Origin of the sequence: Amycolatopsis vastitatis (genome assembly GCF_002234595.1) — a bacterium.
GTDB classification, from domain to species: Bacteria; Actinomycetota; Actinomycetes; order Mycobacteriales; family Pseudonocardiaceae; genus Amycolatopsis; species Amycolatopsis vastitatis.
Window position 1 is genome coordinate 1 of sequence record NZ_NMUL01000025.1, and the last position, 24,611, is coordinate 24,611.

Sequence of the window (24,611 nt, forward strand, 5' to 3'; positions counted from 1 at the left end):
AGTAAGACGTTCATCCCGCCGCCGAGCGTCGTCCTCGTCAGCCTCGTGGACCTGCTGGGCGACGCGCAGTTCCTCCGCGACATCGTCGCGACCATGCTCGCCTGGCTGATCGCCATCGCGATCGCCATCGCCGTCGCGGTGCCCGCCGGGCTGCTGCTGGGCAGCATCCCGGTGCTGCGCACCACCACCGCCGCGATCGTCGAGTTCCTCCGCCCGATCCCGGTCGCCGCGCTCATCCCGCTCGTGCTGCTGGTGATCGGCTCCGGACCGGAAGCGAAGATCACCCTCGCGGTGTACGCATCGCTCTGGCCGATCATGTTCAACACGATCTACGGGATGAACGAGATCGACCCGGTGCTCATGGAGACCGCACGCGCGTGCGGCACCAGCCGGTTCCGCATCCTGTCGTCGGTCGCACTGCCGCAGACCGCGCCGTTCGTCTTCACCGGCGTCCGGCTGTCCGCGACGATCGCGCTGATCGCCGTCGTCAGCACCGAGTTCCTGGCCGGCTCGGAGGTCGGGCTGGGCAGCTACATCATGCTCGTCAGCACCGGCTCGACCCGGTTCGACCTGGTCTTCGCCAGTACGCTCGTGGCGGGGGCACTGGGATACCTGATCAACGAAGGGCTCGAACAGCTCGGCAAGCGGCTGTTCCGGTGGAATTCGGTCGACCGGGAGGCGATCGCGTGACGGCGGCGACTCTTTCGGGCCGGGTCGGCAGGCGCGCCGCGCGCGGTGCCGCGACGGTCCTGCGCAACTGGCTGCTGTTCGCGATCCTCGTGGTCGCCTGGGAGTTCGCCGCCCGGGCCGGCGGCAGCAAGTTCTTCCCCCCGCCGACGGAAATCGCGGTCGCCGCCGCGAAGCTGTGGTTCACCGGGCCCGCGTCGCAGCTGTTCCTCACCGACACGGTGTTCGTCGACGTGTTCCCCAGCCTTGGCCGGATGCTCGGCGGCTGGGTGCTGGCCGCGGTCGTCGGCATCGTGCTCGGCGTGCTGATCGGCCGGTCCGCGCGGGCGCTGGACTACGTCGGCCCGCTGTTCGCGTTCTTCCGCTCGATCCCGCCGCCCACGCTGATCCCGGTGTTCGGGGTCCTGTTCGGGCTGAGCTCGGGCATGCAGCTCGGGTCGATCATCTTCGGCGCGGTGTGGCCGGTGCTGCTCAACGCCGTCGACGGCGTCCGCTCGGTCGACCAGGTCAAGGTGGAGACGGCCCGGTCGTTCCGCACGCCCCGCGGGTACTGGCTCGGCATGGTGGTGCTGCCCGCGGCGGCACCCAAGATCTTCGCCGGGCTGCGGGTGAGCCTGTCCATCTCGCTGCTGCTGATGGTGATCTCCGAGCTGGTCGGCGCCTACCACGGCATCGGCCGGTCGCTGATGAACGCCCAGCAGGACTTCGAGTTCCCGACCATGTGGGCGTGGCTGGTGCTGCTGGGCATCCTCGGCTACGTCTTCAACACGATCTTCCTGGCCGCGGAGCGGCGGGTCCTGGCCTGGCAGCCGGCCCGCCTCGGCCGCGACTGACGCCCGCGAAAGGCCTCTCCCATGTCCACCATGCTCGAAGTTTCCGGCCTCAGCCACACCTACGGCAGCGGCGCCAAGGCACACACCGCGGTCGACAACCTGTCGTTCACGGTGGAGGCCGGGCAGCTGGCCAGCATCGTGGGGCCGTCGGGCTGCGGGAAGTCGACGCTCCTGCGCTGCGTCGCCGGGCTGACCCCGCCGACCGAGGGCACGGTGAGCCTGCACGGCGACCGCGTCTCGGGCGTGCCGGACGACCTCGCCGTCGTGTTCCAGGACTACAGCCGTTCGCTGTTCCCGTGGCTTTCGGTGCAGAAGAACGTCGAGTTCCCGTTGCGGTGGCGGCCGGTTTCGAAGGCGGAGCGCCGGAAGCGGGCGGCCGAGGCACTGGAGCAGGTCGGGCTTTCGGGCGTCGGCGGGAAGTACCCGTGGCAGCTGTCGGGCGGCATGCAGCAGCGGGTGTCGATCGCCCGCGCGCTGGCCAGCCGCCCGGCGCTGCTGCTGATGGACGAGCCGTTCGCGTCGGTCGACGCCCAGACGCGCTTCGAGCTGGAAGACCTCACCCGGCGCGTGCAGCGCGAGCAGGGCAGCACGATCCTGGTCGTCACGCACGACATCGACGAGAGCGTCTACCTGTCCGACCGGGTGCTGGTGCTGTCGAAGTCACCGGCGTCGATCGTGGCGGACCTGCCCGTCGGCCTGCCCGCCGAGCGCGACCAGATCACCACGCGCGAGTCGGCGGAGTTCGTGTCGCTGCGCGGCGAAGTCGCGCGGCTGCTGCACGGCGGCAGCCCGGCGGAAGCGGCCGAGGCCGCGTCGGACGCCGCGGAATGGGAGCTGGCGGAGCACGCCTCGGACGTGACGGAGAGCAAGACCCGGAGCTGATTCTCTGGTCATGCCTCTGAGGACGGCGTCAGTGCCCGAGAAGCCTGGGCGGTGAGAACATCGAGCTGGCCGACGGCCTCGGCCAGTTCGGACCCGATCTCCAGCTGGGTCCACAGGTGCCGGAGGGCGGTGGACAGGTCCGAGGCCGCGTGAAACCTTCTGATCGCCATGTCGAGATCACGCAGCCAACCGTCCAGGTACGGATCTGCCGTCACGAGCTTGACCATGCCGTCGATTCGGGCGGCGAGCGGTGCGGCCAGCCACGTCCCACCGGTCTCCAGCAGCCGGCTGCGGACGGTCGTGTTGAGGAAGGACCAGTGAGCTGAAACCTCCGCGACGGCGGGAATGGCCTGCCTGCCGGGCCGGATGGCCGATCTGAAATCCGCCAGCGCGCCGTCCAGCGTGCCGTCGGCCAGCAACTCGCGCAACGGACGCAGGCTCTCCTCGTCCTGAGTGCTGTCCCACTGCCTGATGGCCTCCTGGGCCGCTCTCTCCACTTTCAGCAACTCGGCTTCGGCGCGGCGCAGTTCGCTCAACGGGCCGGGGTGCAGTCGCGGGGCAGCCGAGGCAAGGTCCTCGGCAACCGTGGCCGCCAGCCGTCGCGCCGCTCGTGCCTCCACCGCTTCCGCCTGCGCCACCCCCAGCCGCTGCAGCACGATCAACGCGAGCGGAATACCGAAAAACGCCGCCGTCAACGACGAGAACACGTTGGTGACGAACGGCTTGCTCGACCAGAACCCGGCCTGATCTCCCCACCACCCCAGGCCCAGCAGCAGAACGCCGGCACCCCACAGAGCCGGCCACAAGACCCGCAACCCACGAGGAGTCTCTCGCCACATCCCGCGTAGCCACAGCACAGTCACACCAGCTCTCCAGCTCGACCGTTCACCCGAAAAGAAAGTCCGGGCGGGGTGTCGGATCGCGGCGGTGGTGTTCGTAGCAGGAGTGAGGCCGCCACAAGGGGCGGCCCGCTTCCCGCAAGGAGTCCCGATGACCGCCACGTACACCTTCGACATCTTCGCCACGCTCGACGGCTTCGCCAACCACAGCGGCGACTGGGGCGGCTATTGGGGCAAGCAGGGCCTCGAATTCCTCGCGCACCGCGCCGCCGCCTACCGCGACCCGCTGCGCATGGTGCTGGGGGCCAAGACCTACTCGTCGAACGCGCCGTTCCTGAGCCCGGGCTTCGACCGCGGCCTCTTCGACGAGTGGATCACGCGCATGTTCGGCTCCCCGGTCACGGTGCTCTCCAGCCGGCTGACCGAGCCGCTCGACTGGCCGGGAACGACCATCGAGCCCGGCGATCCCGTCGAGGTGGTCACGCGCCTCAAAGCCGAATCCGACGTGCCGCTGCTCTCCCACGGAAGCCTGACGCTCAACCGCGCGCTGCTGAACGCGGGCCTGGTCGACACCATCGAGCTGACGGTCTTCCCGGTGATCAGCGGGAAGACCGGCGTGGACCGGGTCTTCGACGGTGTGGCCGACTTCGACCTCGAGCTGCTCGAAGCCCGGACCTTCGACGGCCACACGCAGGTGCTGACCTACCGGCCGGCCCGGCACGGCTGAGCCGTTTCGTTCAGTACGCCAGTGCCTGGGTCGGCGCGACCCGGACGTGCACCAGCGTCGGGCGCGGGTCGGCGAGCGCCGCGGCGAGGCCGGCCGCCAGGTCGGACGGTTCGGTGATCGTCACGCCCTGGCAGCCCATGCTGCCCGCCAGCGCCGCGAAGTCGATGCCGCCCAGTTCGGTGCCCGGCAGTTTCACGCCGCCGATCGTGTCACCGAGGAGGCGGACCGCCGCGTACTCCGAATTGTCGAAGATCACGAACGTCACCGGCAGCTGCTCGCGCGCCGCCGTCCAGAGGCCCTGGATGCCGTACATGCTCGACCCGTCGCCGACCACGGCGACGACCTTGCGGTCCGGGCGGGCGAGCGCCGCGCCGACCGCGCCCGGGATGCCGTAGCCGAGCGTGCCGCTGGCCATCGTCAGGAACCCGGAACCGGTCGAGGTGATCGGCAGGTGCTCGTGCAGGCTCCCGCGGTGGCTGGGCGCCTCCTCGACGACCAAGGCGTTGTCCGGCAACAGGTCCGCGAGCGTGGAGTAGAGGAATTCGCCGGTGAGCGTCTCACCGCTGGGCTTGGCCGGACGCGGCCGCGGCGCCGGCGCGGGCCGCGTGCTCCGATCGACGACGTTGAGCAGCGCGCGGACGCCCAGCTTCGGCGTGGCGCGGATGCCGGTGCCTTCGAAGGCGCGGGCGAGGATCTGTTCGTCGTCGCTGAGGATGAACAGCGGCGGCAGCGGAGCGTCCCCGCGCCCGCGGTCGACGTGGTACGTGAAGGCGGGCGCGCCGAGCACGAGAACGAGGTCGTGCTTCGCGAGCGTGTCGGCGACGGCGCCGCGTTCGGGCTCCAGGAACCCTTGGAACAGCGGGTGGTTCTCGGGGAACGAGCAGCGGTAGGACATCGGCGCGACCCACACGCCGGCGTTGAGCCGTTCGGCGAGCGCGACGGTTTCCGGGACGGCACTGTCCTGGTCGACGGCTCCCCCGACGACGATCGCCGGCCGCCGCGCGGCTTCCAGCGCGGTGTTGAGCTCGTCGATGGCCTCGGGATCCGGCGCGAAGCCGCGGATGCGGGGCCGCGAGATGACGGGCCGGTCGGTGGGTGCGGTCCAGTCGTCGGCGGGAACGGACACGAAAACCGGACCGGACGGCGCCTGCGTCGCGATGTGGTAGGCCCGGGCCAGCGCGGCCGGGACGTCCTCGGCGGACGCGGGCTCGATCGACCACTTGACGTACGGCTTGGGAAACTCGGGGGCGTCCATCGCACCGAGGAAGGGCTCGTGCGGAAGAAGCGAACGAACCTGCTGCCCGGCGACGATGATCAGCGGCGTCCGGTTGCGGTAGGCGGTGAAGAGGCTACCGAGGCTGTGCCCCACCCCGCCCGCGGAGTGCAGGTTGACCAGCACGGCCTGCCGCGTGGCTTGAGCATAGGCATCGGCCATCGCCACGACGGTGGACTCCTGCAGGCCCAGGACGTAGTCGAAGTCGTCGGGCCAGTCGGTGAGGAACGGCACCTCGGTCGTCCCGGGGTTGCCGAACACCGTGGTGAGGCCGAGTTCGCGGAGCAGTTCCCGGGTGGCGTGCAGCACCGTTCGCTTGATCATGCGGACAGGTTAACGCTTAGTTTTGCGAAGTAAAGCCCGCCAAGCGGCCGCAGAAACGGCGAGCGCGCCCCGGCGCGGTCCTTGGTGTCGCGAATCCGCGCAGGAAGGGCAAGACTGACCACCGAGCGCTGAGCTGCCTGATATTCGGTCGCCTGAATGCCAAGCGCGCTTCCCGGCACACAGCTTTCGAGCCAGTCAGGCTCCTGGGCGTGCGCTGCCAAGCTCAGCAGTCTTTTGCCATGTACGCAGTCTGTCACCGGCCACCGACGAAAACGGCCGACGGGGCCGTAGCGAATCCGCTACAGCCCCGCCTGCACACTCAACCCGACGCACTCAGCCGATCAGGCCCGACAGCCCGCTCGCCTTGAACGAACCCCAGCCCGTCACCTGGTCGTACCCGGTCCCGGCGCTGAACCCGGTCGTGCCGTGGAGGGTGTTGTTGCCCGTCGTCACGTCGTGGAAGCCCGTGCCGTACGAGGACCCGTTGCCGATCGAGTAGAACTTCGGGTTCAGGTTGCCCAGCGCGCCGCCGTGGACCTGGTTCTGCAGCGCCGCGAACGCCGCCCACAGCGGGGTCGCGCCCGAGGTGCCGCCGACCGTTTCCCAACTGCCCGCGCTGTAGATGTAGTAACCCGACGTCGGCGAGGCGTCCGCCGCGACGTCCGGCACCTTGCGGTACGTCGAGCTCTGCGACGACTGCCACGAAGGCGCCGTGAAGACCGTCGAAATGCCGCCGCCGGTCGAGCCGCCGTTGTTGCCGTCGTTCCAGGTCGACTCGCTGCTGTAGCCGTTGGACGACGTCACGTTCAGCTTCGTCCCGCCGACGCCCGTCACGTTCGGGCTCGACGCCGGGAAGTCCACTCCACGCGCCGTCGAGCCCGTCTGGCGGTAGCAGTCGGTCGTACCGTCGTCGCCCGCGGCGGCGAAGTACGAGATGCCCTCCGCGGTGCCGGTCGCGACCGCGCTGCTGACGCTCTTCGCCGCGCTCGAACCCTCCGCGGCTTCGCAAGCGCCCCAAGAGATCGAGACGACGTCGACCGTGGCGTCCGACGCGATCTTCTGGTACATCGCCAGTTCGCCGGCGCCCGAGTTCGGCGCCTCGTAGACGTAGTCGTTGGCCGCGGCGGCCACCGCGTGCACGACCTCGATGTCGAGTTCGACCTCGACCTGGCCGTCACCCGGCGACGAGTCGTAGTTCGCGCCGCTGACGCCGACCGTCGTCACCGAGCCCGCCGAAAGCCCGTAGGTGCTGTCGTACTTGGTGATGTTCGACTTCTGGTACCCGTCGAACTCGACGAAGCCGACGTTGACGCCACTGCCGGTCGCCGAAAGACCGCTGGTGCCGTAAGCGGTCTTGAGCACCGTCGGCGTCGCGGACTTGACGACGTTGGGCTTGGCCAGGGGCTTCGACGAGTGCGTCCGCACGGCGTGGTCGTCGAGGCCGACGACGTTGCCCACGACGTCCGAGACACCCGCGGGCACGGCGGGCGCGGCGTCGTTGGCGAAGAAGTCACGCCCGGAAACCCGGTCGTGGTAGTTCCCGATCCGGGTGCGGAACGCCGATTCGAGCTGCGCCGCCGAGCCGGTGAACGTGATGGCCTGCCGGTTGCCGGAAACCTCGATCCCGGTGGCACCCGATTTCCCGAGGAATAAGACGGCCTTGTCGACATCGGCCTGAGTCGGGCCGAACCGGGCATTGAACTGCGCGGGGGTCAGGAAGTGGTGATATTGCGGCGAAGCGGGATTCTGCACGTCGGCGAGGAACTTTTCCAGAGCCTGCTGGTTGTGCAGTTTCAGCGAGAGCGCGGCGGTGATCGGCCGGTCGGCCGCGACGTCACCGGTGCGGTCGCTGTTGATCAGCGGCGCGGCGTTGTCGGACAGGGTGACCAGGGGTTCCGGCGCGGCGGCAGCCGGGACGGCCACGGCGAGGCCGAGCAACGCAGGCAGCGGCACAGCGGCCGCGACGAGCTTGCGCAAGCGCATGGGGGAATTTCCTCTCGGCGGTGGGGACCGGGCCTGCGCGGAATGCTCGCCGCAGGTTGCCGAGAAGCATAAGAAGCCATGATCACGCCGAGAACCTACTTTTGTCTGGGCTTCGGACGGATCCCATTTTCATTTTCCGAGAGGTTTACCTCAACATAACTTGCCGATTATTGTCCGGAATGCCCGACCGTTTCGACGCGTTCGACGATTTGCCGGGCGCGCGCGTCCCGGGGGTACCGGCGGGCCGCGGCCGACAGCGTCCGCAGCCGCTGCCGGGTCCGCGGCGACCGCAGCGCGCCCGCCACCTCGATCGCGTCCCGCCCGACCTCGAGGGCGATGTCGAGATCGCCCTCCAGCGCGTGCACCGTGGCCAGCCAGATCGCGGTCAGCGACCGGCTGCGGGCCATGTCCGGGCCGTACCCGGCGATCGCGCCGGCGAGCGCGGGGATCCCGTCACGGCCGTGCCGGACGTCGACGACCTGGGCCAGTTCGGCGTGCACCGTGCCGGCCATCGCCGACAGGTCGGTGGGCCCGAAGAAGGCCGCCCACGGCGAGGGTTCCGTCCCCTGGGCGTCGGCGAACTCCGTGCGCGCCCGGCGCAGGCACGTCAGCGCGGCGGCGACGTCACCCTTCTTGGCGTGCGCCCACGCCTGGTTGGCCGACAGGATCGACTGGGCGAGCTTCGAACTCGCCAGCCGCGCCGCCTCGCGGCCCCGCGCGAACTCCGTCAGCGCCGGATCGACGGCGTCGTAGTGCAGGAGCAGGCGTCCGGCGCGGTACCGGATGTTCGCCTGGAGGTCGTGGTTCCCGGCCTCGACGGCGAGCCGAAGCGCCCGCGCGAACGCTTCCAGCGCGGCCGTGGGGCGGTCCTCGTCGAAGCTCGTCCAGCCGGCGAGGTTGTACAGGTCGGCGACGGCGGTGCAGAGCCGCGGGAAGACGGCGCGCCGGACCGTCCCGTTCAGCAGCTCCACCGCCCGCGGCAACTGCGCCTCGACGGCTTCCCAGCAGGCACCACCGCCGTAGCGGTAGTCCTGGGCCCGAAGCCGCGCGACGGTGTCTTCGAGCCGCCGCACGTCGGCGAGACCGACGCGCACACCACGCAGATCGTTTCCCTCACTGCCGGCCATGGCCACCCTCCGTCCTCGAGAGCCGCCATGCGGGCAGCTCGGGTCATTCCCCTCCGGGCCAGGCCGACACCCGTTCCTTCGGGGGGTGAGTACCGGGCAGGACCCCGGCGGCGGTCAGCACCACGCCGGTGGCGGTTTCCGCGATCTTGACGGCGGCCAGGAGGCCGGTGAGGGCGAGCGAGCCGCCGAGACCCAAGCGGGCGAACTCGTCCTCGGAGGTTTCGGATCGCTCTTCGGTGGTCCGGGTGGCGAAGCCCCCGGACCGGGGCGAAGCCCCGGTTGTCACAGCACCGCGTTGAGGCGGTATCACGCCGGTCACGATTCGGCCTTCCGGCTTGCCACGGACGCATTCTGACTATATTCCCGTTGAATCAACCGTTCCCAGGCCATGGAAATCCACCGGACGGTCGCCGACCGGGTTTCCCGACCGCTCCTCATCGAATTGATCGCGAACCGAATACGCGCGCCCACAGCGCCGCCTCCCGCTCTAGCGAAGGATTCTTGGCCTCGCCGGGACGGGCCGCCACTACCCGTCACCTGCCGTGCCACCACCGGAAATCGCCACTGTTTCACGACTTCAAACCCACGATAGCCAGCGCCTGCCACAGCTTCAGCCCCCAAGCAGACCAACCGCAGGATTGCACGTGCAGGTGCACACCCGAGCGCCGATCGGCATTCGCAAGACACGAATGCAGTTTCATTTCCGGCCGATTCCCGAGAATGAATACTGGTATGACCGGCGCCTGTTCGGGTTCCGTTTTGGATCAGTTCTTGACGAGGTCCACCCAGGTGCGCACCGTTTCGGCGTCGACGGCCGCCTGCCAGCCGCCGGGCCGCACCGCGCTCCCGACATGGAACCCGCGCACGCCGCCGGCGCGCAAGAGGTGCACCTGCTGGGCGCGCAGGCCCCCGCCCACGAGCAGTTCCGGCCCGCTTTCGCGCTGCGCGAGCCGTTGCAGCACCGAAAGGCCGCTGGCGACGCCGTTCGGGTGGCCGGCGGCGAGCACGGTGTCGCACCCGAGCGAAGCCAGCTGGTCGTACGCGCGCACCGGATCGCGGGTGCGGTCGATGGCGCGGTGGAACGTCCAGGGGAGGCCGTCGACCTCCTTGATCAGCGTCTCGCAGGCGTCGAGGTCGATCTCGCTGTCGACGGTGAGGAAACCGAAGACGAACTCGCGCGCGCCCGCGTCGATCAGCCGGGCGGTGTCCGCCCGCAGCCCTTCGAGGTCGCCGATGGCGAAGGAACCGTTGTCCCGCAGCATGACCCGGACCGGGAGGTCGGTCGCCGACAGCACGTCACGCAGGGTTTCCACCGACGGCGTCAGGCCGTCCTGCGCCATGTCCGCGACCAGTTCGAGGCGGTCCGCCCCGCCCGCCTGCGCGCCTTCGGCATCCGCCGCGTCCAGCGCGATCACTTCCAGCAGGGGCGTCTTCGAGCTCATGCCTCATCCGTTTCACTGGTTCCGGGTGTCGTCTCCCCTCGCGTGCCGCCCTCGCCGGAAGCCGCCTTGAAGGCTCGTCATCCGCTCGCGCACCGCTTCCGGGGAAAGAGAGAGTATCGGCCGCTGCTCCGGCACCGCTCCCGGGCTCGCCGCGGAATCGACGGTCTGCAGGAACGGCCAGGTGTCCTCGGCGCCGTCCTCCTGCTCCAGTTCAGCCGGGCTCGGCCACTGGTATTCGGGTTCGATCGCGGCCGGCGGCGGGACGGGCGCGAGCCGCGGCTCGGTGTCCTCGTCGTCCGGGTTCGGCCCGGCCACCACCGGATCGGGCGACGGCAACGGCGGCGACGGCAGAGGCGGCAGCAGCGGCGAAGGTGGCGGGGGCGGTGGTGGCGTGGCGAGCGCGTGCCGCGGGTGGGCAGTGGCCGGCCGCGGCTCTTCGGCGACCGGGAGCGGCTCCGCCTGCCTGCGCGGCGCTTCGGGCGCCGCGGACGCGTCGAACCAGCGGGACAGGACGTCGCGGTAGGCGGGCATCCGCTCGGTCGGCGCGTCCAGGTCGAGGTGGACGTCGCCGTCGGCGGCGGGCCATTCCGGCGCGTGCTCGCGCGCCACCACCGGAGCCCGGCGAGGCGGGCCCGCCTCGATCGACGGCGGCGTCAGCTCTTCCGGCTCCGGCTCCGGCTCCGGCGGTTCCGGTTCCGCCGGGGTGAGCGGCGCGAGCGGGGCCAGCAGCTCGGGTTCCACGTCGGGAGCGCGCTGCGGCTCGGCCGGCGGGGGCGGCGCGGGCATCGGCGGCAGCTCGACGATCAGCCCGGCGGGCACCAGCACGGTCGCGACGAGCCCGCCCTCCGCCCCCAGGCTCAGGCTGACGTCGATGTGGTGGCGCGTGGCCAGCGTCGCGACGACGAACAGGCCCATCCGGCGCGACACCTCGACATCGACGTCCGGCGGGTGCGCGAGCCGCGCGTTCGTGCGGTCGATCTCGGCCTTCGGCATGCCGGCGCCGTGGTCGATGATCTCGATCTGCCAGTCGCCGTCGTGGGTTTCGGCGCTGGCCACGGTGACCGGCTCTTCGCCGGAGTAGCGCGTGGCGTTCTCCAGCAGCTCCGAAACGACGTGCACGAGGTCGTTGACGGCCTCCCCGCGGACCGCGACCTGCGGGGCCGGGCCGAGCTCGATCCGCTGGTAGTGCTCGACCTCCGAGAGCGCGGCGCCGATGATCTCGTCGGCCGAGACCGGGCCGGCGTCCTCCCGCGCCGAGTCCTGACCGGACAGCACCAGCAGGTTTTCGCTGTTGCGCCGCATCCGCGTTGCGAGGTGGTCGAGCTCGAACAACCCCGCGAGGGTGTCCGGGTCCTGCTCGTCGGCCTCCATCCGGTCGAGCACCGACAGCTGCCGCTCGACGAGGTCCTGGCTGCGCTGCGAGAGGTTGACGAACATCGCGTTGACGTTCTCGCGCAGCATCGCCTGTTCGCCGGCGAGCCGGACGGCCTCGCCGTGGACGGCGTCGAACGCGCGCGCCACCTGGCCGAGCTCTTCGCGGGTGTACACCGGCACCGGCGCGACGGCGAGCCGTTTCCGCAGGTTTTCGGGGGCGGGCTCGGGATCGGTGAGCAGGTTCTGCACGGCGGCGGGCAGCCGGTGCTCGGCCACTTCGAGGGCCGTCCGGCGCAGGATCCGCAAGGGGCGCAACAGGGACCGCGCGATGACCACCGACAGCACGCCGGCGACGAGCAGGACGCCGAGCACCGCGCCGCCGTCCCAGAGCGCCGCCGTGCGGGCCTGCGCCGCCAGGGTGTCCGTGCGTTCCTGCAACTGGACCAGCAACGCCTGCTGCACTTGGTGGGCGAGGTTCACCGTGTGCGTCGCCGAGACGTCCCACTGGTTCGGGTCGAGGCCCGAGAGGTTCTGGCCGTTCTCGGTACGGGTGAGCGCGGACTCGACCATGTCGTTGCCGATGTCGACGACCAGGCCGATCACCGTGTCGTCGAACATCCGCTGCTGCTCAGGCGTCGCGAAGGTGCGGTAGTCGCTGCGCGCGGCGGCCAGCTCTGCTTCGGCGCCGAGCAAGGCGCGCGTGCGGTCGCGGTCGAGGGTGCCCGCGGCGAGCGCCTCGGCCATCACCGCCCGCTTGACCGACATCTGGTCCTTGATCCGGGCCAGTGCGTTGCCCGCCAGCCGCATCCGCGCAAGATCCGGGTCGGAGACGTCGGCGGCGGCGGAGTCGCTGATGTCGAGCAGGCCGGAGATCAGCTCGCTGTAGGAGCGCAGCACGGCGTCGGCGGGGAACGCCGAGTGCTCCGCGGAGTACCGGAGACCGCCGAGCACCCGCAGCCGGTCGTCGGTCTGCTGCAGGCTCACGGCGGCCTTCGCGTCGAGCCGCGGCCGGCTGTCGGCGAGAGTTCGCTCGAACTTGCCGATCGCCTGGTCGACGCGGTTGCGCTGGGCGGTGAGGTCGGCGGTGTCGCCCTGCCGGTTCTGGGCCACGAACCGGACGGTCAGGTCGCGCTCGCGCTGCAGCTCGTGCAGGGCTTCGGCGACCGTGCTGTCGACGCGGCCGCGGGTGGCGAACTCGGCGAGCTGCTGGGCGTCACGCAGGTCCGAGCTGATCCGCAGGCCGACGAGCGCGATCACGGCGAGCGCGGGAATCAGGAGGACGGCGAAGAGCTTCGTGCCGAGGCGCCAGTTGCGCAGCCGCCACCGGCCGCCAGCCGGACGCGGTCCCGCCGCGTCGCCGCCCTTGCGGGGACGCTTGTCGCGACGGGTCACCTGGTTTCCTTTTCCGCCGCGGGCGGGAACCCGCGGATCGAACGACACTCGAACCTACTGAACGGTAGCCCGCCCCATGGAGATCCGAAAGCCGCGCTGGCACGATACGGCCCTGCCCGCGATCGTATGGGGCCTGGACCATACGATCCAGCACGAGAACCAGATTCTCGCGGTAGGTGAAGGTTCATGATCAGACGTGGAAGAACGATTCCGCTGGTAGCGGCGCTTCTGGCGACCGCGGGATGCAGCATGTTCTCTTCCGGCGGCACCGCGGCTCCGCCGCCGCTGGAGCGGACCACCCTCCGCGTCGGAGTGGGCAACGCCATCGACACGGCCCCGCTGCGGATCGCCGTGGCGGCCGGGAAGTTCGGTTCCGCGGGGCTGAACGTCCGGCTCGTCGACCTCGGCGCCGACGACGGGCTGGCGAAGCTGGCCTCCGGCGACCTCGACGTCACCTTCGCCTCCGACATCGCCATGTTCCGCGCCGCGGCCGGCGGGGCGGCGTTGCAGTTGCAGGGCGAGGCCTACACGTCCGGGCCCAACACGATGGCCCTGGTCACGCTGCCCGACTCCGACTACACCGTGCCCACGGGGAAGAAGTCGCCCAAGATCTTGGTGAACATGCTCGACGACGTCGGCGCACTCGTCGCGCGTTCGGTGCTGGGCACGGCGGGCGTGGACGAAGGGAAGATCAAGTTCACGGCGGTGCCGTTCGACCGGATGCCGCAGGCCCTGCAGGCGGGCGACGCCGATGCGGCGCTCATGATCGAGCCGTACATCACCCGCGCCGAGAAGGACCTCGGCGCGCACATCCTGGCCGACGGCGCCCGCGGTTCGACGCTCGACTTCCCGCTGTCCGGATACGCGTCGGCCAAGCCGTTCGCGCAGGCCAACCCGCGTACGCTCGCGGCGTTCCGGACCGCGCTGGGCGCGGCCCAGCAGAGCGCGACCGACCCGGCCACCGTGCGCGACGCGCTGCCGAAGTTCTCCGACATCGACCCGACCACGGCCGCGCTGATCTCGCTCGGCTCGTACCCGGCGTCGCTCAACGGCATCCGGCTCCAGCGCGTCGCCGACCTGATGCACAACTCCGGCCTGCTGGCCAACCGCCTCGACGTCCAAGCCCTGCTCCCCGACCGGACCGGTTACTAGCCGCCCTTGGCGGCTAGATGTTCTCGCCCGACCTGATCAGGCAGACCGTGCGGGACGGCGGACCGGCGTAGGAAAGCACCTTGTCGGCGCCCGTGCAGTCTTCGTCCTGGCCGAAGCCGGGAAGGATCCGGACACGCTCCTCCGCCGCCGGGTCCGCGCAGCTCAGCTTGTCGATCGTGGTCTCGTCTTCGATGTTGCGGATGCACTCGCCGGACCTGACGTTCAGGGCCAGGCACAGGGTCTCGCCGGTACCGGAGCCGAGCCGGAACCGGACGTAGTCGCCGGCGGCGCACGCGACGACCCCGTGATAGGTGTTCTCGACCTTGAACGTCGCGCTGTCCGAACCGCAGCCGGCGCGGTGGTAGGCGAGCTTGCCGCCACCCTCGTGCGTCAGGTACAGGCAGTCACCGTTCGATGGCGTGCCGTAGCGGTTGAGCCCGCTGATGCCCAGCGCCCCCAGCGCGCCGAGGCCCAGCGCGGCGACGACGCACGCGACCAGCGTGACCCGCACTTTCGTGGTGAACCAGTGCGGAATCGGCGCCTGCCGGCCCGGTACCGGGGGCATCGGGGCGGCCGGCGCGGCGTAGTCCGGAGTCCGGAACGGGTTGTCGTCGGACGGTGGTGTGGTCAACGTGCCCTCCAGTGATCCCCTCGGCACCTCGTCCCCCCGGCGGACCGCGACGGAAGCGGACCGGAGCGAGGCACGTATAACAGTAGTTGTGACTGATGGCCCGCTGATCGTCCAGTCCGACAAGACCGTGCTCCTGGAGGTCGACCACCCCCAGGCCGATGACGCGCGGATCGCCATCGCGCCGTTCGCCGAGCTCGAACGGGCGCCGGAGCACGTCCACACCTATCGGATCACGCCGCTGGCGTTGTGGAACGCGCGCGCCGCGGGCCACGACGCCGAGCAGGTCGTCGACGCGCTGACGACGTACTCGCGCTTCCCGGTGCCGCAGCCGCTGCTCATCGACGTCGTCGACGTGATGGGCCGGTTCGGGCGGCTGCAGATCGCCAACCACCCGGCGCACGGGCTGGTCATGTCGACCACCGACCGCGCGGTGCTGACCGAGGTCATCCGGAACAAGAAGATCAGCCCGATGATCGGCGCCCGGATCGACGAGGACACCGTCATCGTGCACCCGTCCGAGCGCGGGCGGCTGAAGCAGGCGCTGCTGAAGGTCGGCTGGCCCGCCGAGGACCTGGCCGGGTACGTCGACGGCGAAGCGCACCCGATCGCGCTCGACGAGAGCGACTGGCAGCTGCGTGACTACCAGCGCCAGGCGGCGGAGGCGTTCTGGGCGGGCGGCTCCGGCGTCGTCGTGCTCCCGTGCGGCGCCGGGAAGACGATGGTCGGCGCGGCGGCGATGGCTCGCGCTCAGGCCACGACGCTGATCCTGGTGACGAACACGGTCGCCGGACGGCAGTGGAAGCGCGAGCTGATCGCGCGGACGTCGCTGACCGAGGAGGAGATCGGCGAGTACTCCGGGGAGAAGAAGGAGATCCGGCCGGTCACCATCGCGACGTACCAGGTGATCACCCGCAAGACCAAGGGCGAGTACAAGCACCTCGAGCTGTTCGACTCCCGCGACTGGGGCCTGGTCGTCTACGACGAGGTCCACCTGCTGCCGGCGCCGGTGTTCCGGATGACGGCGGACCTGCAGTCCCGGCGGCGGCTCGGCCTGACCGCGACGCTGGTGCGCGAGGACGGCCGCGAGGGTGACGTCTTCTCGCTGATCGGGCCGAAGCGCTACGACGTGCCGTGGCGCGACATCGAGGCGCAGGGCTGGATCGCGCCGGCGGAGTGCACCGAGGTCCGCGTGACGCTGACCGACGCGGAGCGGCTCGACTACGCCACGGCCGAGGCCGACGAGCGGTACAAGCTGGCGGCGACGGCGTTGACGAAGACCCCGGTGATCAAGTCGATCGTGGAGAAGCACACCGGCGAGCCGACCCTGGTCATCGGCGCCTACCTCGACCAGCTGGAGATGCTCGGCGACGAGCTCGACGCGCCGGTCATCCAGGGCGCGACGCGCAACAAGGAGCGCGAGGAGCTGTTCGACAAGTTCCGGCGCGGCGAGATCAAGACGCTGGTGGTGTCGAAGGTCGCGAACTTCTCGATCGACCTGCCCGAGGCGTCGGTGGCGATCCAGATCTCGGGCACGTTCGGCTCGCGGCAGGAGGAGGCCCAGCGCCTCGGACGGCTCCTGCGCCCGAAGGGCGACGGACGGCAGGCGCACTTCTACTCGATCGTCTCGCGTGACACGGTCGACACGGAGTACGCGGCGCACCGGCAGCGGTTCCTCGCGGAGCAGGGCTACGCCTACCACATCGTGGACGCGGACGACCTGCTCCGGCCGCTCTGAGCCCTCACGAACCGAGGAAGCGCAGGACCGCGAGCACCCGGCGGCTGTACCCGGCCGCCTGGGGCAGGTCGAGCTTGTCGAAGATCGCGTTGGCGTGCTTCTCCACCGAGCTCTGCGACAGGTACAGCAGCTTCGCGATGCTCGCGTTCGTGTGCCCCTGCGCCATCTTTTCCAGCACGTCCCGCTCGCGCGGGGTCAGCCGGCCCAGCGCGTCCTCGTGGGAGGTCCGGGCCACCAGCCGCCGCACCACCTCCGGGTCGAAGGCCGCGCCGCCTTCGCCGATCCGATCGAGCGCGTCGAGGAATTCGCCGACCTGGGCCACCCGGTCCTTGAGCAGGTAGCCGACACGGCCGCCGCCGCCACTGATCAGCTTGGCCGCGTAACGCTTCTCGACGTATTGGGAGAGGACGAGAACGCCGGTTTCCGGCCATTTCTCGCGGATTTCGAGCGCGGCGCGCAGCCCTTCGTCGGAGTGGGTGGGTGGCATCCGGACGTCGGTGACGACGACGTCGGGCTTGTGGTTCTCCGTCGCTTCGAGGAGCGCTTCGGCGTCACCGACCGCGGCGAGCACGTCGTGGCCCTCCTCGGCCAGCAACCGCACCAGGCCTTCCCGCAGCAGCGTGGAGTCCTCGGCCAGGATCACCCGCACGGCAGCACCGCCCGCACCACCGTCGGACCGCCCTCCGGACTGTCCACGGTGAATCTCCCGTCCGCCGCCGCCACGCGCCGCGCCAGGCCGGAGAGCCCGCCGGTTCCGCTGTTCCGAGCCCCGCCGACGCCGTCGTCGGCGATCTCCACGCGGATTTTCCCGTCGACGAGGTGGACGTCGATCCCGACCCGCGTCGCGCCGGAGTGCTTGACCGCGTTGGTGACCGACTCCGACGCCACGAAGTAGATCACGGTCGCCAGCTCGCGCGAGGGTGCCTCGAAAAGTGTGTACCGCACCTCGACCGGGAGCGCCGCCCGCTCGGCCAGCGACTCGAGTGCGGTGGCGAGACCACCTTCGTCGAGCGCGATCGGGTACACGCGCCAGGAGACGTCCCGCAGGTCGCGCAATGCTTCCTGCACCTCCTCGTGCGCCTGCCGGACGAGTTCGGCATCGCCCGTGCGCCTGGCCCGGCCGAGCAGCACGCCCAGGGCGACGAGCCGCTGCTGGACGCCGTCGTGCAGGTCGCGCTCGATGCGGCGGCGTTCGCCGTTCACCGCTTCGACGACTTCCGAACGGCTGGTGAAGAGGAAGGACATCCGGCGCTCGAGCAGCATCTGGGGGCTCGGGCCGAGGAACCGCTGGGCCAGCCACCGGTCCAGGGCGGCGACGCCGGCGATGCCCTGCCAGCAGAGGAACGCCGCGAGCGTCGCGAGCACGGCGATCAGGAACCAGCCGCCGGCGGTGCCGGGGCCCTGCCCGCCGGGTGCGCGTCCGGCGAGCAGCTGCCTGCCGTAGACCACGGCCGTCACCACCCCGGCACCGAGGCATGCCCAGACGCCCAGCCCGAGAAGGCCGACGCCGGCGCGCGGGAGGAGGTACTGCAGTGCGCGGCGGCCGTCGTAATCGTCACTGTTGTAGTTGTCAAAGAACCGAAGCAGCCGCTCGCGTTCGACGTCGGCGAGCTCCCGGGCACCGCGCAGCACGCCCCGGCGCGCCGTCGGTAGGACGAGCAGGGGCGCACTCAGCAGGACGTACAGCACCTCGGCGATCGCGGTCAGCGCGCCGAGGCCGACGCCCACCGTGGTGCGCAGAGCCCAAATGATCACGACTTCAGGCTAGCGAGCGCAGGGGTCTTTCCGTATTGCGGTTTTCCGCAGTGTTTCCGGGTGGTGTTCAGCAATGTGCTTCCGCCTGCGGATTCCTACGTTCGAAGGCATGGACCTCTTGCTGACCTCCACCGCCGCCGAACCGATGACCGGCCTGGCCGGCTGGGCCGTCGGGCTCATCGACGCGCTCGGCGGCCCCGGCGCCGCCATCATCGTCGGGCTGGACAACCTGTTCCCGCCGATCCCGAGCGAGCTGGTGCTCCCGCTCGCCGGGTTCTCCGCGAGCCGGGGCGCGTTCACACTCCTCGGCGCGCTGTTCTGGACGACGCTGGGGTCGTTGGCCGGCGCGGTGATCGTCTACTGGCTGGGCGCGCTGCTCGGCCGTGCCCGCACCCGCGCCCTCGTGGCGCGCATCCCGCTGATGAAGGTGAGTGACTTCGACCGGACGGAGGCGTGGTTCACCCGGCACGGCGGCAAGGCCGTGTTCCTCGGGCGGATGGTGCCGATCTTCCGGAGCCTGATCTCCCTGCCCGCCGGCGTCGAGCGCATGCCGTTCGGCCGGTTCCTGCTGCTGACCACGGCGGGCAGCCTGCTGTGGAACACGGCGTTCGTCGTGGCCGGCTACCTGCTCGGCGAGAGCTGGTCGCTGGTCGACCGCTACGCGTCGGTGTTCCAGTACGTCGTGCTGGCGGCGGTGGCGGTGGCGATCGGGCTGTTCGCGGTCGTCCGGCTGCGCGAGCGGCGGACTCGTTCGGCGTAGCGAATCGTCACAGGAACAACTTCCGCCACAGGAGTCTCCGCCAAGCTTCTGACCTGCAGATTTCCGGATTCACTCGAACGGATGAGCGGCTATGACGCTGGAAATTGTCGGACCCTCGAACTACTGTTCGAGGTGCAGTAGCCGAACACAAGTTCGAGGGGACGTCCATGACGATCGCACCGCTCCGCCCCGGTACGCCCGCGCCGCCGGTCCAGACCCTGCCACCGGGGTCGTGGCACGGCAGGCTGTGGGTGTCGGACCTGCCGCTGACCCGGCCCGAGCGCTACCTCGGCTGCGTGGCCGAGTTCGAGCGGTCGGGGCTGTGGCCGGTGCTGATCCCGCACGACCAGCGTTTCGCGGCGAGGGGCGAGGACTGGATCGACGACCGCGGCAGGCTGGCCCCGGCAGGCCACCGCGTCGCGACGGCGGACGCGGCGGGGGCACTGGACCGCTGGTGGGACGGCTCGTGCTGCGACGGTGCCTGCCTGCGGCCGTTCGGCGCCCGGTTCCCGGGGCTGGCCAAGCGCAGCCCGCGCAGATCCGACCCCCTGGCCGAAGCGGGCAACACGGGTTCGATCCTGGCGACGCGCGCCCCGCACCGGCTCGGCCTGGTCCAGACGGAGCGGCCGGCGGACATCCCGGCCCTGCTGGGCTGGACCGGCATGGTGAAGTGCACGGACCAGGTTGCCGAGCTGTCGGCGGTGCTACGCAGCTGGGAGGACCGTTTCGGCGCGACGCTGGTGGTGCTGGGATTCGACACGATCGAGCTGTCGGTGGCGGCGCCGCCTCGCAACCAGGCGAGGGCCCTGACGGTCGCGGCCGAGCACCGGGCGTTCAGCCTGCCGACCTTCGCCGGGCAGCCGGGGAACCTGCGCGAGTACGCGTCGGGGTTGGTGCAGACACGCCACTGGCGGTTCTCCTGGGCATGAGCCCGGCGCGCCGGGGCGAGCGAGCCCGGGAGCGGGCTGGGGGCTGGCTGGGGGCTGGCTGGGCCGGGGCCGGGTGAGAGGGGGCCGGGGTCGCGGCGGCCGCGGCGGGAGGCCGACCGGGGTCAGGCCGGGCCAGGTCAGGCCGGGCCACGCGGGCCGGGCCAGGTCAGGTCAGGCCAGGTCAGGCCACTGGCGGCCAGGGTGCCGCGGGGGCGGCCGGGCCGGGGGCCAGGGGACCCCGGCCAGGGTCAGGGGCCCCGACTGGACCGGGTGAGAGGGAGCCGGGCGTGGCCGGGGAGCCGGTGGCCAGGCTGGGCAGGGCTCACCGGGCCGTCCGGGTGAGAGGGGAAGCCTGGCCGAGTGGCCGAGTGGCCGGGGGCCAGGAGGGTGGACCGGGGAGCAGGGAGTGGCGTGTGGGGGTGAAGGAACGCGCCACTCCCGTCCCGGCGACGAGCGACAACCTGCTCACGGCCGCGGACGGGTTCCCAGGACGGGCCACGAGCGCGCCGTTGACCGCCCAGACCGTGGCTCCAGTCGACCGCCCAGCCCGTCGCTCCAGCGGGCTTGCCGGGCCACCGACCACGCCTCGACCAAAGGCCGCCGCTACCCGGCTCGGCAGCATTACCGCAAGGCGCGTCGGCGCGGCCGCACCACACCGCGACTCGAGCGAGCCGCACCCGCACCGCGATCCCCTGTCCCGGGCCGCGCGGCATCTCCAGCCAAGTGATCTCTGCGTCCAGATCGGAAGCCGGCCCATGAGCAAACGAGCCAAAGGACCGTTGAGACGGGCGTCCACCAACTTGGGTCGGCTGACCCGACCCGCGGTCCACCGGTCCGGGCTCCACCGCCGCGGCCGTGTTTGGCCGGGACGGCGAGCGGGAATCAGCCACCGCGGAAAGGCGGTGAGAGCGATCGCCGAGATCCGGATCGGCACTTCGGGGTGGCGCTATCCACCGTGGCGCGGGGTGTTCTACCCGCCCGGGCTGGTGCAGCGACGGGAACTCGAGTACCTGTCGCGGCGGATGAACGCGGTCGAGATCAACGGCTCGTTCTACTCGCTGCAGCGGCCGGAGCGGTACCGCGCCTGGTTCGACGAGACCCCGGCGGACTTCCTCTTCGCGGTGAAGGGCGGCCGCTTCATCACGCACATGAAGCAGCTGCGCGACGTCGAGACCGCGCTGGCGAACTTCTACGCCTCCGGAGTCCTCGCCCTCGGCACGAAACTGGGGCCGTTCCTCTGGCAGCTGCCACCGACACTCGCGTTCGACCCGGACCGGCTCGTGAACTTCTTCGCCCTCCTGCCGCGCACGACGACGGACGCCGCCCAGCTGGCGACGAAGCACGACGACAAACTGAAGGGGACGCCGTACCTCGAAGCCGGGGCGCGGAGGCCGCTGCAGCACGCGCTGGAGGTCCGGCATCCCAGCTTCGCCGAGCCCGCGGCGAAGGAGCTCCTGCGGGAACACGGGATCGCCCTGGTCGTCGCCGACACCGCGGGCAAGTGGCCGTTCCTCGAAGACCAGACGGCGGACTTCGCCTATGTCCGCCTGCACGGCGACGAGGAGCTGTACGTCAGCGGCTACTCGGACGAGGCCTTACGAAGGTGGGCGGAGAAAATCCGGGCCTGGCACGATGGCGGCCGGCGCGACGTGCACATCTACTTCGACAACGACGTCAAGGTGGAGGCGCCCCGTAACGCCGAATGCCTCGCCGACCTGCTGGGGGTGACTCCGCCGACCCGGCAGTGAGTGGACAGTGAGCGCCATCGGCTTGAGTGGACACGCGGGCCGGACCGGCTTGCGTGCTGTCGCTGGGGGTCGGCACGCGAACGGTCCGCCACCGCGCACAGGGACCAGACATCCCCCGCCGCTCCCAGGGGGCGACCCCAAGTCCATCGTATCGGCCCCCACCGGTGAAAGCCGGAAAAACCGGCCTACGGCGACCGCTTGTCCACATCACGGCCCGCCTGTGGACAGCTTCCGACCAGCGCCGCCAGCTTCGCCCGTACGTCGTCCGCATCCGGGTGGTCCAGCTCCGTCAGCAGGTGCACCGATCGGAGCCAGCACTCCCGGGCCAGTGCCGGGTCTCCCCGGCGGAGGTGGATCGTGCCCAGCTGGGACAGCACGTCCGCCGCTTCGTACTGCTCGCCCATCGCGAGGAACATCTCCACCGACTCGCTGATGCACGTGATCCCCTCGTCGAGCCGGCCGAGGCCGATCAGGGCCAGGCCGCGCGTGGGCTGGGTGAACCGCTTGTCCACCGGCTGCCCGTCCGGGCCGAGGATCGCCAGCGCCGCGTCGGCCAGCCGGAGCGCCTGCTCGTGGTCGCCCATCGACGTGCAGATGTCGCCCAGTGCCCGCAGCACGTTCGCCTCGAACGCCCCCAGTCCCAGCGAACGGACGATCTCCAGCGCCTGCATGCCGTGTTCGTACGCCCAGGCGTAGTCGTCGAGGTTGTGGGCCGCCATCGCCAGGTTGTACTGCGCCCGTGCCTCGCCCTCGCGCGCGCCGAGCTCCCGCTGGATCGCCAGCACCTGCTCCAGGTACCGCCGGCACTCGGCGTACTGCCGGGCGACGGCGTTGACGACGCCCAGCCCGCTCAAGATCCCCGCCTCGCCCGGCCGGTGCCCACTCACCCGCGCGGCTTCGAGCGCCACCTCGAACACCGACCGCCAGTCGTCGAGCCGCGAGCGCGTCACGAAGTAGCTCTGCAGCAGCCAGGCCAGCTTCCAGCAGACGTCGTCACGACGCAGCCGCCGCGCCAGGTGCACCGCGGCGATCAGGTTTCCCGCCTCCTCGCCGAACCAGGTCAGCGCGTCGTGGTACGACGAAAACGACACGCCGCCGTCGAGGTCGTCGAGCTCCAGCAGCCGGTAGTAGCGCTCCGGCCGCATCTGCTGTGACGCGTTCAGCGCGGACGCCAAGTACCAGCCCAGCAACCGATCCAGAGCGGCTTCGCGCTCGGAAGACGGCTCCACCTGCGAAGCGGCTTCGCCGGCGTAGGCGCGGATGAGGTCGTGGAACTGGTAGCGGCCCGGCCGCGGCTGGGCGAGCAGGTGCGCGGCCGCCAGGGTTTCCAGCATCGGCCGCGTCGCCGCGAGGTCCAGGCCGGCGACCGCGGCCGCCGCCGGGGCGGTGAAGTCGACGCCCGTGTGCAGCCCGAGCAGCCGCAGCAGCCGCGCCCCCGACGGCTGCAGCGCCCGGTAGGAGTACGAAAACACCGACCTGATGTTGGTGCCCTCGCCGTCGGCGAGGTCGAACGAACCCAGCAGGTCGGGGGCGTCGACGAACTCGTCGAGCGGCAGGTCCGGGAACTGCGCCGCGCGCACGGCGAGGATCCGGATCGCCAGCGGCAACCCGCCGCAGTAGCGCACGAACCGCTCGGCCGCCGCCGGGTCGCGGGCCACCCGGTCGAAGCCGATCGTGGACGCGAGCAGCCCGATGGCGTCCTCATCACCCAGCTCCTCCAGCGCGATCCGCCGCGCGCCGTGCGTCGCGACGAGCGCCCGCAGCTGCCAGCGGCTCGTGATCACGACCAGGCAGCCCGGCCCGGGCAGCAGCGGGCTCACCTGCTCGGTGCGGTTGGCGTTGTCGAGCACGATCAGCAGCCGCCGCCCCGCGGTGTGCGTCCGCCAGCTCGCCGCGCGGCCGTCGAGGTCGGCGGGGATCTGTTCGCACGGCACGCCGAGCGCGGTCAGCATCGCTTCCAGCGCCGCCGACGGCTCGACGGGCTCGCCGGGGCCGTAACCCCGCAGGTTGAGGTAGACCTGCCCGCCGGGGAACCGGTCGGCGATCTCGTGCGCGAAGTGCACGGCCAGGGTCGTCTTGCCGATGCCGCCCATGCCTTCGACGGACGCGATCGGCGTCGACGTGTCGGCGTCGAGCGCCTCCGGCAGCAGCGCGTGCAACGCCTTGAGGTCGCACTCGCGCCCAGAGAAGGTCCGCAGGTCGGCGGGCAGCTGGTGGGGTACTTGCGGCTCGACGCCGAGCCGGTAACGCGGCATCCGGGCGGCGTCGCCGTCGTCGGCGCCGGTGAGGATCGCCTGACGGGTGCGCTGCAGCGACGGCCCCGGGTCGAGGCCCAGCTCCTCGGCCAGCACGCGGCTGATCCGGCGGTGGACGTCGAGTGCTTCGGCCTGACGGCCCGACCGGTACAGCGCGATCATCAGCTGCTCGTGCAGCCGCTCCCGCAGCGGGTTCTCCCTGGTCAGCCGGGTCAGCTCGGGGACGACGGTGCCGTACTCGCCGACTTCGAGCAACGCGTCCGCCCACTGCTCGCGGACGCGCAGCCGTTCCTCGGCCAGCTGACCGGCTTCGTCGCGGTGCAGCGCGTCCGACTCGACGTTCAGCAGCGCCGGCCCGCGCCACTGCGCGAGCGCCTCGGCGAAGTGCGCGGCCGCCTGGCGGCTCTCGCCGCGGTCCACCGCGGCCTTGCCGCGGATGGCGAGCGCGCGGAACCGGGTCAGGTCGAGCAGGTCGTCGTCGAGCTCGATCCGGTAGCCGCCACTCTCGGTGCGGATCGCGACCTGGTCGCCGAGGGCCCGGCGCAGGCGCAGCACGTACGTCTGGAGTGCGCCCTTGGAGCGGCGGTGGTCGTCGTTCCACAGCCAGCGGCCCAGTTCGTCGACCGGCACGACCCGGTTCGCGCGCAGCAGAAGCCCGGCCAGGACGATCAGCGGCCGGCTGCCCCCGAGCGGTACCGGGCGGCCGTCGGCCGTGACCTCGGCCGGACCCAGCACGCGGAAATCGAGGACCACGGAGTCATTC

21 protein-coding genes are annotated in these 24,611 nt (G+C 71.0%); 9 read left to right on the plus strand and 12 right to left on the minus strand.

What is annotated here, in order from left to right:
* From CF165_RS25015 to CF165_RS25025, 3 genes are all read left to right on the plus strand, one after another.
* Nucleotides 1-690: ABC transporter permease (locus CF165_RS25015; RefSeq protein ID WP_093950037.1), on the plus strand; the 690-nt coding region annotated here is incomplete at its 5' end.
* Nucleotides 687-1,520 (plus strand): ABC transporter permease, encoded by an 834-nt coding sequence (locus tag CF165_RS25020; RefSeq protein ID WP_093950004.1) that lies wholly within the window; start codon nt 687-689, stop codon nt 1,518-1,520. The genes CF165_RS25015 and CF165_RS25020, both read left to right, overlap by 4 nt.
* Before the next feature lie 21 nt (nt 1,521-1,541).
* Complete coding sequence (locus CF165_RS25025; RefSeq protein WP_093950005.1) at nt 1,542-2,402, plus strand: ABC transporter ATP-binding protein; 861 nt, start codon at nt 1,542-1,544, stop codon at nt 2,400-2,402.
* A gap of 8 nt (nt 2,403-2,410) precedes the next feature.
* Here the strand turns inward: CF165_RS25025 and CF165_RS25030 are convergent, their stop codons facing one another.
* Nucleotides 2,411-3,265 carry a hypothetical protein gene (locus CF165_RS25030; RefSeq protein WP_093950006.1) on the minus strand — a complete coding sequence of 285 codons (855 nt, stop codon included), beginning with the start codon at nt 3,263-3,265 and terminating at the stop codon, nt 2,411-2,413.
* Between the two features lie 127 nt (nt 3,266-3,392).
* Between CF165_RS25030 and CF165_RS25035 the strand changes: the two genes are divergently transcribed.
* Nucleotides 3,393-3,968, plus strand: coding sequence for a dihydrofolate reductase family protein (locus CF165_RS25035; RefSeq protein WP_093950007.1), 576 nt, complete (start codon nt 3,393-3,395; stop codon nt 3,966-3,968).
* Between the two features lie 10 nt (nt 3,969-3,978).
* On the opposite strand, the gene mdlC is transcribed toward CF165_RS25035, so the two are convergent.
* The 7 genes from mdlC to CF165_RS25065 form a co-directional block, all read right to left on the minus strand.
* Nucleotides 3,979-5,565, minus strand: a complete 1,587-nt coding sequence (gene mdlC, locus CF165_RS25040; protein WP_093950008.1) for a benzoylformate decarboxylase — start codon at nt 5,563-5,565, stop codon at nt 3,979-3,981.
* Nucleotides 5,562-5,786, minus strand: coding sequence for a hypothetical protein (locus CF165_RS50370; protein ID WP_143268654.1), 225 nt, complete (start codon nt 5,784-5,786; stop codon nt 5,562-5,564). Before CF165_RS50370 ends, mdlC begins: the two co-directional genes overlap by 4 nt.
* A gap of 112 nt (nt 5,787-5,898) precedes the next feature.
* Entirely contained in the window at nt 5,899-7,548 is a 1,650-nt protein-coding gene (locus CF165_RS25045; RefSeq protein ID WP_093950009.1) for a S53 family peptidase, read from the minus strand.
* A 167-nt stretch (nt 7,549-7,715) separates the two neighbouring features.
* Nucleotides 7,716-8,675 carry an NsdA family TPR-like regulatory protein gene (locus CF165_RS25050; RefSeq protein WP_240521774.1) on the minus strand — a complete coding sequence of 320 codons (960 nt, stop codon included), beginning with the start codon at nt 8,673-8,675 and terminating at the stop codon, nt 7,716-7,718.
* 43 nt (nt 8,676-8,718) lie between these two features.
* On the minus strand, nt 8,719-8,961 hold the full coding sequence (locus CF165_RS25055) for a hypothetical protein (RefSeq protein WP_093950010.1): 243 nt from the start codon (nt 8,959-8,961) through the stop codon (nt 8,719-8,721).
* 478 nt (nt 8,962-9,439) lie between these two features.
* The gene (locus CF165_RS25060; RefSeq protein WP_093950011.1) at nt 9,440-10,117 is read right to left on the minus strand and encodes a copper homeostasis protein CutC; all 678 of its coding nucleotides are present in this window, start codon (nt 10,115-10,117) and stop codon (nt 9,440-9,442) included.
* A 12-nt stretch (nt 10,118-10,129) separates the two neighbouring features.
* Nucleotides 10,130-12,883, minus strand: a complete 2,754-nt coding sequence (locus CF165_RS25065) for a sensor histidine kinase (protein ID WP_205660966.1) — start codon at nt 12,881-12,883, stop codon at nt 10,130-10,132.
* Between the two features lie 186 nt (nt 12,884-13,069).
* Between CF165_RS25065 and CF165_RS25070 the strand changes: the two genes are divergently transcribed.
* Nucleotides 13,070-14,035 (plus strand): ABC transporter substrate-binding protein, encoded by a 966-nt coding sequence (locus CF165_RS25070; protein WP_093950013.1) that lies wholly within the window; start codon nt 13,070-13,072, stop codon nt 14,033-14,035.
* 13 nt (nt 14,036-14,048) lie between these two features.
* On the opposite strand, the gene CF165_RS25075 is transcribed toward CF165_RS25070, so the two are convergent.
* A complete protein-coding gene (locus CF165_RS25075) occupies nt 14,049-14,666 on the minus strand; it encodes an LppU/SCO3897 family protein (RefSeq protein WP_093950014.1) in 618 nt (205 codons plus the stop codon).
* A gap of 88 nt (nt 14,667-14,754) precedes the next feature.
* Between CF165_RS25075 and CF165_RS25080 the strand changes: the two genes are divergently transcribed.
* Nucleotides 14,755-16,401 carry a DNA repair helicase XPB gene (locus CF165_RS25080; RefSeq protein WP_093950015.1) on the plus strand — a complete coding sequence of 549 codons (1,647 nt, stop codon included), beginning with the start codon at nt 14,755-14,757 and terminating at the stop codon, nt 16,399-16,401.
* Between the two features lie 4 nt (nt 16,402-16,405).
* Here CF165_RS25080 and CF165_RS25085 read toward each other — a convergent pair whose 3' ends face one another.
* Nucleotides 16,406-17,050, minus strand: coding sequence for a response regulator transcription factor (locus CF165_RS25085; RefSeq protein ID WP_093950016.1), 645 nt, complete (start codon nt 17,048-17,050; stop codon nt 16,406-16,408).
* Nucleotides 17,041-18,156, minus strand: a complete 1,116-nt coding sequence (locus CF165_RS25090) for a sensor histidine kinase (protein ID WP_093950017.1) — start codon at nt 18,154-18,156, stop codon at nt 17,041-17,043. The genes CF165_RS25085 and CF165_RS25090 overlap by 10 nt, the downstream gene beginning before the upstream one ends.
* A gap of 109 nt (nt 18,157-18,265) precedes the next feature.
* On the opposite strand from CF165_RS25090, the gene CF165_RS25095 reads away from it, so the two are divergent.
* The 3 genes from CF165_RS25095 (at nt 18,266) to CF165_RS25110 (ending at nt 21,593) form a co-directional block, all read left to right on the plus strand.
* Complete coding sequence (locus CF165_RS25095) at nt 18,266-18,916, plus strand: DedA family protein (protein WP_093950018.1); 651 nt, start codon at nt 18,266-18,268, stop codon at nt 18,914-18,916.
* A gap of 167 nt (nt 18,917-19,083) precedes the next feature.
* Nucleotides 19,084-19,845: a DUF4253 domain-containing protein gene (locus CF165_RS25100; protein ID WP_093950019.1), complete on the plus strand. Its 762-nt coding sequence runs from the start codon at nt 19,084-19,086 to the stop codon at nt 19,843-19,845.
* A 902-nt stretch (nt 19,846-20,747) separates the two neighbouring features.
* On the plus strand, nt 20,748-21,593 hold the full coding sequence (locus tag CF165_RS25110; RefSeq protein WP_093950021.1) for a DUF72 domain-containing protein: 846 nt from the start codon (nt 20,748-20,750) through the stop codon (nt 21,591-21,593).
* Nucleotides 21,594-21,778: 185 nt separating this feature from the next.
* On the opposite strand, the gene CF165_RS25115 is transcribed toward CF165_RS25110, so the two are convergent.
* Entirely contained in the window at nt 21,779-24,601 is a 2,823-nt protein-coding gene (locus CF165_RS25115; protein WP_093950022.1) for an AfsR/SARP family transcriptional regulator, read from the minus strand.
* Between the last annotated feature and the right edge of the window lie 10 nt (nt 24,602-24,611).